Annotated in this window: 8 protein-coding genes; 3 read left to right on the top strand and 5 right to left on the bottom strand. The window is 73.9% G+C overall.

Annotation, left to right across the window (positions count from 1 at the left end):
• The first annotated feature begins 107 nt into the window (after window positions 1-107).
• A complete protein-coding gene (locus ACFYSC_RS03950) occupies window positions 108-2,219 on the top strand; it encodes a CHAP domain-containing protein (protein WP_389956191.1) in 2,112 nt (703 codons plus the stop codon).
• 130 nt (window positions 2,220-2,349) lie between these two features.
• Here the strand turns inward: ACFYSC_RS03950 and ACFYSC_RS03955 are convergent, their stop codons facing one another.
• The 5 genes from ACFYSC_RS03955 to ACFYSC_RS03975 form a co-directional block, all read right to left on the bottom strand.
• Window positions 2,350-4,110: a trypsin-like peptidase domain-containing protein gene (locus ACFYSC_RS03955; protein WP_389956194.1), complete on the bottom strand. Its 1,761-nt coding sequence runs from the start codon at window positions 4,108-4,110 to the stop codon at window positions 2,350-2,352.
• 90 nt (window positions 4,111-4,200) lie between these two features.
• Window positions 4,201-4,548, bottom strand: a complete 348-nt coding sequence (locus tag ACFYSC_RS03960; RefSeq protein ID WP_389956197.1) for a hypothetical protein — start codon at window positions 4,546-4,548, stop codon at window positions 4,201-4,203.
• 702 nt (window positions 4,549-5,250) lie between these two features.
• Window positions 5,251-5,883 (bottom strand): SSI family serine proteinase inhibitor, encoded by a 633-nt coding sequence (locus ACFYSC_RS03965; RefSeq protein ID WP_389956200.1) that lies wholly within the window; start codon window positions 5,881-5,883, stop codon window positions 5,251-5,253.
• A 376-nt stretch (window positions 5,884-6,259) separates the two neighbouring features.
• Window positions 6,260-8,500 carry an MMPL family transporter gene (locus tag ACFYSC_RS03970; RefSeq protein ID WP_389956202.1) on the bottom strand — a complete coding sequence of 747 codons (2,241 nt, stop codon included), beginning with the start codon at window positions 8,498-8,500 and terminating at the stop codon, window positions 6,260-6,262.
• Between the two features lie 262 nt (window positions 8,501-8,762).
• Window positions 8,763-10,910 carry a PASTA domain-containing protein gene (locus ACFYSC_RS03975; RefSeq protein ID WP_389956205.1) on the bottom strand — a complete coding sequence of 716 codons (2,148 nt, stop codon included), beginning with the start codon at window positions 10,908-10,910 and terminating at the stop codon, window positions 8,763-8,765.
• Window positions 10,911-11,097: 187 nt separating this feature from the next.
• Between ACFYSC_RS03975 and ACFYSC_RS03980 the strand changes: the two genes are divergently transcribed.
• Window positions 11,098-11,919 carry a HipA family kinase gene (locus ACFYSC_RS03980; RefSeq protein ID WP_362942048.1) on the top strand — a complete coding sequence of 274 codons (822 nt, stop codon included), beginning with the start codon at window positions 11,098-11,100 and terminating at the stop codon, window positions 11,917-11,919.
• Window positions 11,916-12,293, top strand: a complete 378-nt coding sequence (locus ACFYSC_RS03985) for a DUF3037 domain-containing protein (RefSeq protein WP_389956207.1) — start codon at window positions 11,916-11,918, stop codon at window positions 12,291-12,293. The genes ACFYSC_RS03980 and ACFYSC_RS03985 overlap by 4 nt, the downstream gene beginning before the upstream one ends.
• Window positions 12,294-12,315: the final 22 nt, after the last annotated feature.

The following is a 12,315-nucleotide window of genomic DNA, read 5'->3' on the forward strand; positions in this document are numbered from 1 at the left end:
GAACGCACCATCGTTCGACCCCGTCCCCGATGCCCAGGTCGCGAAGGCGGCGCGACCACACACGCGTGGCCATCGGGGTTCTCGCGAAACTCTCTATGACCCCTGAGATGCACAAGTTCATCGAGCTGCTGGAAAGCCAGCTCGGTTACTCCGAGAAGTCGGACGGTTACACGAAGTTCGGCGGCTGGTACGACGGCACCGTGGTGTCGAAGGACGACTACTCCTCCGCCCCCTGGTGCGACATGTACCTGTCGTGGGCGGCGCACAAGCTCGGCTACGAGAGCTGGGTGGGGCAGTTCGCCTACACCGTCTACCACGCGCGGTGGTTCAAGGAGCAGGACGCCTGGGGCACCACCCCGGAGCCCGGCGCCATCGTCTTCTTCGACTGGGGCGGCTCGAACAAGATCGACCGCATCGACCACGTGGGCATCGTGACCAAGGTCGAGGGCCGGAAGATCCACACGATCGAGGGCAACATCGACGGCGGGGTCGCCAAGCGCAAGGTGCGCGACACCGACAAGGTCGTCGGCTACGGCTACCCCGAGAAGATCAAGGCCCGGCTGGAGAAGGAGGCGGCCCAGAAGAAGACCGTCGTCACCTCCTCCGACGTCCGGTCCGACAACTCGGTGGAGGTCTCGCCCGACCCCGGTGTGCTGGCGCTGTTCGCCGTGCCCGACCCCGTGCCGGTCGAGAAGACCGGCACGAAGACGACCGCCAAGCCCGCTCCCAAGCACGCCAAGGGCCCCGGCAAGCACGCCGCCCCCTCGCCGTCCCCCGCCCAGGCCGAGGCCCCGGCGACCACGACCACGACCGTCAACGGCGTCGGCACCGGTACGGCGGGCGCCACCGGGACCACCGGCACGACGGGCGCGACGGCGGGGATCACCGGCACGACGGCCGGGCAGGCCGCCGCGCCGTCCGGGACCTCGGCCGGAAAGCACGCCAAGCCGGCCACCGCGGACACCAAGGCGATCTCCGCGGACCCGGTCGCCTCCGGCCGCGACCTGTCCCTGCCCGTCCCCCAGCTCGGCAGCCCGACCGTTCTCGCGCCGGTCCTGCTCACCGCGATGGCGATGATCGCCCATGCCAGGATGAAGCAGTCGCGGACCCGCCTCGCCTTCGCCGGCGCGGTCCCCGCGGCCCCGTCGCGGAAGGCGCCCGCCCGCCGGGCCCCCGGCCGCCGCCGCGCACCGGGACGCCGCCGGATGACCAAGAACGCGCCTGCCACGGCCGTGTCCCCCGTCTCCACGGCCCCGGTCGTCGAGTCGCGGACCGCCGGGACGGTCCTCCCCGAGATCACGCCCACCCCGGTCCCCATCCCCGCGGCCACCACGGCGCGGGACGGCCGGGTGTCCCTCCCCGGGGCCGCGACCGCACGGACGGCCGTCTCCACCACCGCGGCGGTCCCGCCGGCCGAGCAGGCCGTCGTCACGGCCTCGTCCCTGCACGTCCACCGGGCCGACGAGGCCCTGCCGGCGGCACTCGCCCGTACCGGCTCCCACGGCGCGGGGGCCGAGCCGTTCCCCGACGCGGCCAGCCTCACGCACGCCGAGGAGACCGACCTGACGGCCCTCCTCGCCCGCGTGAGCGAGACGGCGGAGAGCTGGCTCTCCGCCGTCTCCGGGGACCGCCCCGAGGCCGCCTCCGAGAGCTGGTTCTCCCCCGTATCGGGCAGCCGGTCCACGACCGCCTCCGAGGGCTGGTTCGCGTCCGTTCCGGAGAGCCGGTCGGGCGCGGCCGGGGACGCCGCAGGGACCGGAGACGCCGGGAGGCCGGAGCGGGCTCCGGACCGGGAGATCTCCCCGGTCCGCCGCCACGACGGCCCGAGGGCGCCCTACCAGGGCAGACGCCGCCTGCGCGAGCATCCCGCCGAGGCCATCGCCTTCACGCAGGACGCCCGGCAGCAGGACCGGCGGCACCATCGCGAGCACCCGCTGGAGACGTCGGCCTTCGCCCAGGACGTCCCGCTGCGCGGCCGGCGGCACCGGCGTTCCGAGTCCGTGGCCGGCACGACCGTCCGGCTCGGGCCCGCCCCGGCCGTCCGCACCCGGTCCGTCGACCTCCCGAACCGGTCCGTCGACCTCCCGGGCCGGTCCGCGGACGTCCTGAGCCGGTCCGCGGCCGTCCTCGCCCAGGAGGACATCGTGGTCGGCGGTGACGTCCTGGTGCGCGGCGGTTACCGGGGACGCCGCCGGGCGAAGGTCCCGGAGCGGGTGTGACCGCCGCTCCCGGCCCCGCGAGGGATCCGGGAACGGCGCGCCCGAAGGTCTCCGGATGCCCCATGACGTCCGGGGGCCCGCGGGTCTCCGGGCGCTCCATGACGTCCGGGGGCCCGCCGGGAGCGGCGCCTCAGCGCCCGTCGTCCGGGTGCCGGCCGAGACCGCGGCGCAGCCGTTCCAGCTCCGCCTCAAGATCGGCGATCCTGGTGTCGGCCCCGGGGCCGGCCTGCGGGGCCTGACCGTACGGCGGCTGCGGGGCGACGGCGGGGCCGTCCCCCGGCCCCATCGGGAGGGGGTGCGGCGAGCGCCGCGAGTGGACGGGCCGCCGCGGCGCGCCGTACGGATCGTGCCCGCCGTACGGGTCCGCGCCGTACGGGTCGTACCGTCCGGACCGGTCGCCCTGGGGCACGGGCCCGTGCCCCGCCATCCGGGGGGCCTGCCGCGCGTCGTACGGGATCTCGGGGAAGGGCGCCGGCGCCTTCGGGCGGCGCCTGCGCCCGAGCACGACGGCCAGGGCGCCGAGCGCGGCCACGAGCGCCAGGCCTCCGCCGCCCCACATCAGCCACGGCGGGATCGGGCCCGGGCTCCTGTCCCGGCCCGCGGTGATGGCCTGCTGGGAGTCGGAGATGTACCGGGCGACGTAGGGGTGGTTCGGGTGCAGCGCCTGGACCTCCCGGAACTTCGGCAGCGCCTCGGAGTAGTGGTCGGCGAAGAACAGCTCCAGCGCCTCGTTGTAGGTCCTCGTCGTCACCGACTCGGCGGGCCGGATGTTCTTCTCGTTCAGCTTCTCCTTGACGACGCCGACCGGCAGCACGAAGCTCTCCCCCTCGGTGGAGCCTCCGTCCTGCTGGATCAGCCCGCCGACCAGGATGCCGATGACCTTGCCGTCCCTGCTGAACACCGGTCCACCGGAGTTCCCCGGGTAGGAGGGCGCCTGCGTCTGGATGTACGGCACGCCCTCGGGGGTCTGCCTGGAGGCGTTGTAGGGGCCCTCGGTGAACGCGGGTTCGAGCTTGGACTCGATGTTGAAGATCGAGGTCTGCGTCACCGTGCCGGGGAAACCGCTGATGTAGAGCGTGTCGCCGACCCGCACGTCGGAGTCGGCGCCCAGCGGAACGGTCGGCAGGTTGTTCATGCCGTTGGCCTTGAGGATCGCGACGTCCTTGCCCGGGTAGACCGTCCCCCTGGCGACCAGCTCGATGGGGACCGCCTTGGCGGTCTTGTCCACGCCGCCGCCGGGCAGGCTCTGCAGCAGGGACAGCGAGCTCTCGACGTTACGGATCTTGATGTTGTCGGCGTTCCAGATCTGGAAGATCTTGGCGGCGGTCCGGACGATCTCGTCGTCGGAGGCGAACTCGCCGAGGTCGGCCACCAGGTCGGCGGCGTCCTTCTTGTTGATCTTCTCGAGTGCCTGGGACGCGAAGGTCCGCGCCAGCTGGGCGTCCTCCTGACCGACGCAGTGGGCGGCGGTGACCATGTAGCCGTCCGGCGTGACCCACCAGCCCGTGCACAGCCCGCCCGCGGTGGCCTTCACGACCCGCTCCGGCTTCCCCGGCGAGAAGTAACGGCCCGGGTTCCCGGCCATCTGCTGGACGATCCACCGGTAGATGCTGTTGTCGTCGGAGGAGATCTTGCCCGACCGGACGGCCTCGACCCCCTGTACGGTCAGGTTCCTGATCGCCGCCGGCTTGGCCACCGGGGTCGGCACCGCGACGTCGGCGGTGTAGGACACCGAGGTGAGCTGCACGGCCGGATGCGTCCGGGCCGCCAGCCGCGTTCCCACGGGAATCTCCGAATCCTTCGGGGCCGCCAGGGCGGCTCCGGGTGACGCCATGACGCCGGCCAGGACCAGTCCCGCCAGCCCGGCCGCGACGGTTGTTCGTGCCTGCATTAGCTCGCTCTCCCCAAACTCGCTTTCCGGAGCGGAGCATTCCGGGCACGACTTGGGGAGGACTTGGAACCGGCTGGCAGCCCCGCCCGCTCATCGGCGGAGCGCGGGCCGGGCACGCGGCGGGCACCGTACGGCGCGGCCGGCGAGCGCTCCCCGTCCGGCGACGGGGCACGGGCCGGGGACGCGGCAAGGGCCGGGGACGCGGACACGCGGCCCGCGGCCCCGGCCTCTCGCGGGGCGCGTCAGCACGTCCACGGGCTCCAGGAGTTCCAGGAGGTCCAGGGGCTCCACGCGCTCCAGGTGCCGACGAGCCGTCCACGACGGCGGGCAGGGGGTGCAGGACGGCGAGCAGGAGGTGCAGCAGGTCCACCCGGACACGATCGGCGTGACCGGCGTCAGGATCTCGATCGGCCGCACCGGCACCGTCCCGATCGTCACCCCGGGGATCATCCGGACGGGCGGGACCACCGGAGGCGCCGGAGCCACCGGGACCGGCGGTCTCGGCCTCGCCGGGCCGGGAGGACCCGCGGACCCCGCCGGACCCGCGGGACCGGGTGGGCCTCCAGGCCCCAGCGCGTTCCCCGTGCCGGGGGGCTGGTCGCCGCCGGGGCTCCCGCCTGCCTGCCGGGGGCGGAGTGCGGCGCTCGCCCGCACCGTGGAAGAAGCACATGAATCTCCCTGTGCCCTTGATGGCGGAAATCTTGCTTGATTACGCACCGAATGTGCTGATCAGCCAAAAAGGTACTTCGGGGTGCAAAAAACCATCCGGACCACACGGTTCGCCGGAAGCAAATAGATGCCAGGAAATCACAACCCTCGCACCTTCTCACGGGGGTTGATCCCTGTTGTCGGATCCAATCCGAGAAACACCTGGCGCACCCGGTGCGCCTATCCGGAAAAGGCGATATTTCCGGCGGCCGGCGTCTCGACACGCCGGCCGGGGTGCCGCGCATGCCGGGGTCCAGGGCCGACAGGACGAACATGCGCGGCACGTCTTCCGAACCCGAGGGGCACGGAGGGCGACGGCTCCCGGTCGTGGGACGCGGACGGTGACGACTCCCGGTCACGGGGTCGCGAACCGGGGACTCCGGCCGGGGACCGGACTCTCCCCGGCCGGAGGACTCGGAAAGACCCCGGCGCTCAGAACGCGAAGACCAGGCCGGTAGCCCTGCGCAGCTCACAGGAGTTGGGGTAGGTCCGCTGGAACCGGATGTACCGGCCGTTCCAGGAGCCGTACGCCCGCGCCGTGACCGGCTGGTAGATGCGCGAGCAGAAGATCGGCGACACGACGCTGACGAACGCCGGGTTGCCCTGCGCCGGGGCCAGCTCCCTGCACGCCGCGTACGGGTTCGGGTGCGTGCCGCGCACGGGAGAGCAGCTCAGCCAGACGGTCCGCGGCTGGGTGAACGGCCCGTAGGCCCTGGCGACCGACAGCGTGAGCTGCCTGACGCCGGGGAAGGGCGGCCTCACGGACGGAGGCGGCAGGGGCATGGGAGGCGGTACGGGCCGGCCGGGCCCAGGCGGTACGGGCATGGGAAGCGGTACGGGCCGGCCGGCCCCGGGCGGCATGGGCCGGGGACCGGGCGGAGGCGGCGGGATGTCCGCCGGGTCCGTCATGTCCTGCCAGGCCGGGTCCGCCTGGAGCTGCGCGGAGCCCGGGTCGTACCCGGGGTCGTACTCGGGATCGCTGGGCCCGGTGGCCGCCTGGGCGGCGGTGACGGTGCCGCCGAGCAGGATCAGGCCGGTGACGGTCGTGCACAAGAGACGTCGCATGGAATCCCCAAAGAAAACGCGTTGCCTGAAAGGCCGGAAAGGGGCTTTCCAGCCTTTTCGGGGGGATGATGTGCGTCCTGAACAGTGAAAATGCTATATCCGCTAAGGCCGGGATGTCGCATGGCGACTCGCCGCCGAACGTCATCTGTGACCCGTTTTTCCGGCACGGAACCGCTTAATCAACACATAACCGATTAATCAGCACAAAACTATCCGGCCGACGCGAAACCGCTCCGCCGGAGCGGACAGGCGTCCCGGCCTCCGGCGCCATTCTCGCCGAGACCGGCGCCGCCGCGTGGGCTCATCGGGAAAACCGCGGGGAACTCGGCGAGGACGGCCCAGGCCGGCGCGGGTGACCCCGGGCCGGCGACGCGGGTCATCCCAGGCCGGCGCCGACGAGCCTGCCGCGCGGCTCCTCCGCCGGGGCCTCCTCCTCGTCGTGCCCCTCCACGGAGAGGTCCGGCAGGATCCGGTCCAGCCAGCGGGGGCACCACCAGTTCAGCCTGCCCAGCAGGGCCATGGTCGACGGCACCAGGAGCCCGCGGATGACGGTGGCGTCCACCGCGACGGCGACGGCGAGGCCGACACCGAAGATCTTGACCATGGGGTCGGGGTAGGCGATGAAGGCCACGAAGACGGCCACCATGATCAGGGCCGCGGAGGTGATGACCCGGCCGGTCGACCCCAGCCCCTCGGCCACCGCCCGGCGGTTGTCCCCGTGCCGCAGGTACGCCTGCCGTACGGCGGTGAGCAGGAAGACCTCGTAGTCCATCGACAGGCCGAACAGCACCGCGAACAGCATCAGCGGGATGTAGCTGTCGATCGGCACCGTGAAGAAGATCGCGGTCAGGAAGGAGTCGTCCACGCCGACCGGCGGGTCCATGCCGACCAGGGCGCTGCCCAGGCCGAAGGAGAAGACCAGCGACAGCGCGCCGAACGCCGCGCCGAGCGAGACCAGGTTCATCACCGCGGCCTTGATCGCCACCACGGGCGACCGGAACGCCAGGAGCAGCAGCAGCGCGCTCAGCGCCACCACGACGGCCATGACGATCGGGGTGCGCTCGGCCATCCGCGCGTTCGCGTCGGCCATGCCCGCCACCTTGCCGCCCACGTGCACCTCGGCCCCGTCGAGGCGGATCGCGCGCACGCCTTCGACCACGTCCAGCGCCCGCGGGTCGCCGGGACCGTACTCGGGGATCGCCTGGACCAGCGCGGCGGTGCCGGTGTCGTTGAGGACGGGGTCGGCGGTGTGCGCCACGCCGTCGACCGCGGCGACCTTCCTCTTGAGCTCCTTGAGCACGGCCGGCTCGGGCCCCGAGGCCGGAGCCTTCTCGTCGAGCGAGGCCACCACGATCAGCGGCCCGTTGAACCCCGGCCCGAACCCGGCCTCCAGCAGCTCGTATGCGCGGCGGGCGTCGGTGCCCTTCTCGGCGTAGCCGTCGTCGAGCGTGCCGAGCTTCATCCCGAGGGCGGGGGCGGTCAGCGCGCCGAGGATCACGACGCTGAGCGCGAGCACCCGCCAGGGGCGTCGGGCGACCCAAGTGCCGAGCGCCGACCAGCCCGAGGCGCCGTGGCTTCCCTTCCGGCCGCCCGCGAACGGCAGGCGCAGCGCGTTCACCCGGTGGCCGAGCAGGCCGAGGAGCGCGGGCACCAGGGTGACCGCGGTGATCACCGCGCAGACGACCGAGACCCCGGTGATCCAGCCGAGCGTCTGCAGCATCGGGAACCCGGCGAGCATGAGCGCGCTGAGCGCGATGATCACCGTGCCGCCCGCGAAGACCACCGCGCCGCCGGAGCTCGCCACGACCCGGCGCACCGCCTCGTGCACCGGCACCCCGGCGGCCAGCAGCCCGCGGTGCCGGCTCAGCAGGAAGAGCGCGTAGTCGATGCCGACGCCGAGCCCGATCATTGTCGCCATGATGGATGCCTGCTTCGGCACGTCCACGACGTGCCCGAGCAGGCTGATCAGGCCCAGGCCGGTCGCGATGCTGATCAGCGCCGTGAAGATCGGGATCATCGCGGCCACCACGGTGCCGAACGCGAAGACCAGCACCAGCAGCGCGCAGAGCACGCCGATGATCTCGCTGGCCCCCGTCTTGATCTCCTTGTCGGCGGGGGTGGAGGCGACGGCGGGCACCGCCTCGATCCCCGCCGCCCGCGCGGGGGCCGCCGCGTCCGAGACCTGGCGGCTGATCTCGGCCACCTTGTCGGTGTCGTGGCCCTGGAGTTTGGCGGTGATGATGCCGATCTGGAGGCTGGAGGCCATCCCGCCGACCCGGTAGGGGGTCTGCACCTCGGTCACGTGGGGCAGCGCGCGGATCCCGTCCATCGCCCGCTGGACCGCGTCCTTGCGGCTCTTGGCGGTGAGGGGCCCGTCGGGCGAGTAGAGCACGATCTGGACCGTGCCGCCCGTGTCGTAGCCGGGGCCGAAGCCCTCGCGCATCAGGTCGTGCGCCCGCTGGGCGTCGGTGCCGGGGATGGCGACGTTGTTGTTCACCGGGCCGGGGAACAGCAGCGAGCCCGCGGTGAGCAGCACCGCCACGGCGACCCACAGCGCCAGCACGGCTCCGCCGTGCCGCGCGCACCAACTTCCCAGCCGCCCCAGCAAGCCCGACATCGGTGACCGTCCCCTTGAGAACCCTCGAAACCGGCGCGGCCCTCGTACGGCACGCGAAATCCCCAGGAGAGCGTATTGCGAAATATCACGAAATAAGGGATCTCAACGGTGAATGAGACGATGAACACACTCGTACGCCGGACCCCGTCCGCATCAGCCGCCCACCGGGACCGCCCCGGGCCGCCGCCCAGGCCCCAGCGGCCCCATCGACCCCAGGAACCCACAGGTCAACGCCGTGACGACGCCTCGCCCCGAATCCGGCTCAGCCTTCGCCCGCCGGGTCCTCCGAGGGGCCGGGCTGTTCCGTGGCGGGCGGGTCCGGCGGCGCGGAGGGGTCCGGCCCGGTGGAGGGCTCCCCGGGCCCCGGGCCGGACTGCCCGGCGACGCCGACGGTGATCACGACCGTGGCGCCCGGCGCGGCGCACCCGCCCGGCTCCGGGCTCTGGGCCAGCACCTTCCCGTCCCGCTCCGGGTCGTCGACGAGCCGGGGCCGGAGCCGTACGGCGAGCCCCGCCCCGCTCAGCGCGTCACGCGCGGCCTCCGCCGTCCGCCCCGCCACCGACGGCACCGCCGTGCCGCGCCGGGACACGACGAGCGCGACCCTGTCGCCGGAGGAGGCCCGCGCACCCGCGCCGGGGGTGCTGGCGAGCACCTCTCCCCCCGGCCGCGCCGAGCAACGCGTGGTCACCGCCCCCCGGGCCAGGCCCGCCCGGGTGAGGGCCGCCCCGGCGGCCTCCGTGTCCAGGCCGGCCAGCCGCGGGACGGCCACCCCCGCCGAGATCTCCAGATCGACCCTGGTCCCCCGGGCGACGGTGGCCCGCGCCCGCGGCCGGCTCCCCACGACCTGACCGATCCGCCGGTCGGAGTCGGTCCGGGTGAGCGCGCCCAGGATCAGCCCGGCCTTCTCGATGAGCCGGGACGCCTCGGCGTGGTCGAGCCCGGCGAGCGCGGGAACGCTCACCCCCGGAACGGCCGGCGGCGGGGTGGAGGCGCCCTCTCCCGGCGGGACGGCGGTCTTCCCCGTCTGCGACCTCGTGGGCGGGACGCGCGGCGCGGTGGCGCCGGACGTGTTCTCGGCCGGGCGGGCCGTACGGCCGGGGTGCGCCGTGAGCCGGTCCCGCGTGCCGGTCTCGGCGGACGGACCGATCAGCCCGCCGCCCATGGCCTGGCTCCCGCCCCCGCCCACCGCGGGTACCAGTGCCCCCGCCAGCACCGCAGCGCTGACCAGCAGCGCGCCGGACATCGCGACGGAGGCCCTGGTGACCGCCCGCCGGGGATGGGCGGGCGGCTCGGTCACCCTGGCGGGGAAGGCGGCGGGGCCCGGTGCGGCGTCGTGGCCCGCCGCCCGCCCGGCGGACGACGGACCCGCCGTGTGCCCCATGGACGACGGGTCCGCCGTGGACCCCTCGAACGGCGGGGGGCCCGCCGGGTGCCCCGCGGGTGACGAGTCGGCCGCGTGCCCCCCGGATGACGGGTCCCCCGCGTGCCCCGCGGACGACGGGTCCCCCGCGGGCCCCTCGAACGATGAGAGGCCCGCCGGGTATCCCGCGCGCGGCGGCCCGGTACGGCCCGCGCGCGACGTGACGCCCGCCGACGGCCCGCCGCCGTCCTCCCCGAGGAGTGCGAGCAGCAACTCCCGGCTCGTGGGGCGGTCGCGGAAGTCCTTGGCCAGACAGCCCGCGACCAGCCTGCCGAGCCAGCCGTCCAGGCGGCCCAGCTCGGGGGGCGCGGTGAGGACGCGGTGCAGCACCGCCGCGACCGAGTCATGGCCGAACGGGGGCCAGGCATTGGCCGCGAAGCACACGGTGGCGCCCCAGGCGAAGACGTCGGCCGCCGGGCCCACCTCGGCCCCCTCCACCTGCTCGGGCGCCATGTAGGCGGGGGTGCCCGCGCCGCCGGACACCGGGGCGGCGCCGGTGTCCAGCGCCCTGGCCAGACCGAAGTCGATCACCCTGGGGCCGTCCGGGCCGAGCAGCACGTTCTGCGGCTTGAAGTCGCGGTGCACGATCCCGGCCCGGTGGATGGCGGCCAGCGCGGTGGCGGTGCCGATCGCCAGGCGTTCCAGGGCGCCTCCGGCCCGGGGGCCGCCGACCTCGACCTCCCGCTGGAGCGAGGGCCCGTCGACGAACTCGCTGACGATGTAGGGGCGGTCGCCCGCCAGCCCGGCGCCGACCACCTGGGCGATGCAGAAACGGGCGACCTGCTTGGCCAGCTCCGCCTCGCGCAGGAAGGCGTGCCGGTCCTCCCCGAGCGACCGGTACAGCAGCTTGACGGCGTAGTGCTCGTCCCCGCCCCCGGGACGCGCGGCGAGGTAGACCGTTCCCTGGCCCCCCTCCCCCAGACGGCCGATGACCTCGTACTCCCCGAGTCTCCGGGGGTCCGCTGACGTGAGCGGCTCCGTACGCGGCACGTGAGCCTCCCTCCCCCGCCGTCGCCCCTTGCATCCACTCAAGAAGAGGTGTCCCCGGCAGTCAACGGTGACCAGGCCACCGGCGGCCCGACCGTGACACTCATGTGATGCTCAGGTCAGTGCCTTTCCCCCCGATCCCCCCGAAACCGGCCCCGCTCGCCCCCGGGCGACCCGGTAGCCTGGCGAGGTGCTGGAACAGATCACGGCGACCCGCTACGTGACGCCCCTGCGGGAGGGCGGGTCGCTGCCCGGGGTGGTCGAGGCCGACGACCTCGGCACCTACGTCGTGAAGTTCCGGGGCGCCGGGCAGGGCCGCCGGGTGCTCGTCGCCGAGGTCGTCTGCGCCGAGCTGGCCAGGCGGCTCGGTTTCCGCACCCCCGAGCTGAAGGTGATCGACATCGACCCCCAGCTCGGCGCCCGCGAGCCCGACGAGGAGATCCAGGACCTGCTCAAGGCCAGCGAGGGCGCCAACCTCGCGGTCGACTTCCTGCCGGGGGCGCTGGGCTTCGAGCCCCTCACCTGGCCGCCCGACCCGGAGTTCGCCTCCCGGCTCATCTGGTTCGACGCGCTGATCCACAACGTCGACCGGAGCTGGCGCAACCCCAACCTCCTGCTGTGGCACGGCGACGTCTGGCTGATCGACCACGGCGCGGCCCTGTGGTTCCACCACAACTGGCCCACCGCCGACCCCCGGCGCGGCTTCCGCGCCGACGACCACGTGCTGGCCCCCTTCGCCACCGAGACGGCGCGGGCCGACGCCGAACTCGCTCCGATGATCACCCGGGACCTCCTCGACGCGGTGGTGGACGAGGTCCCCGACGAGTGGCTGGAGGACGAGCCGGGCTTCGACGGCGCGCAGGCCGTACGGCAGGCGTACGTCGACCACCTGCTGGCCCGTGTCCAGGAGCCGCGGACGTGGGTGCCGGAGCCGCCCGCCACGCCGGGGCGGGCCCCGCGGCAGGAGACGAAGACCGGCTCGGTGGGCGCGTTCTGGAAGGACAACCGGTGAGGGACGTCTACGAGTACGCCGTGATCCGGGTCATCCCCCGCGTCGAGCGCGGCGAGCTGATCAACGCCGGGGTGCTGCTCTACTGCCAGCCACGCGGCTACCTGTGCGCGCGGGTGGAGCTGGACGAGGCGCGGCTGCGCGCCCTGGATCCCCGGGCCGACACCGAGGGGGTACGGCAGGCCCTGGGCGTCTACCAGCGGTCCTGCGCCGCCGAGGAGGGCCCGCTGGCCGCCGAGCCGCTGGGCGGCAGGTTCCGCTGGCTGACCGCCCCGCGCAGCACGATCGTGCAGACCGGCCCGGTCCACGCCGGCCTCACCGCCGACCCCGACGCGGAGCTGGAGCGCCTGATGACCTGCCTGGTGCGCGGCGTCTGACCCGGCGCGGCGCACCGGTCAA

Origin of the sequence: Streptosporangium sp. NPDC004379, assembly GCF_042873875.1 — a bacterium.
In the GTDB taxonomy this organism is placed as follows: Bacteria; Actinomycetota; Actinomycetes; order Streptosporangiales; family Streptosporangiaceae; genus Streptosporangium.

Excerpts from the sequence above, each read along its gene's own strand:
- ACFYSC_RS03950 (WP_389956191.1), top strand. The coding sequence starts at position 108 with ATGCACAAGTTCATCGAGCTGCTGGAAAGCCAGCTCGGTTACTCCGAG.
- ACFYSC_RS03955 (WP_389956194.1), bottom strand. The coding sequence starts at position 4,110 with ATGCAGGCACGAACAACCGTCGCGGCCGGGCTGGCGGGACTGGTCCTG.
- ACFYSC_RS03970 (WP_389956202.1), bottom strand. The coding sequence starts at position 8,500 with ATGTCGGGCTTGCTGGGGCGGCTGGGAAGTTGGTGCGCGCGGCACGGC.
- ACFYSC_RS03965 (WP_389956200.1), bottom strand. The coding sequence starts at position 5,883 with ATGCGACGTCTCTTGTGCACGACCGTCACCGGCCTGATCCTGCTCGGC.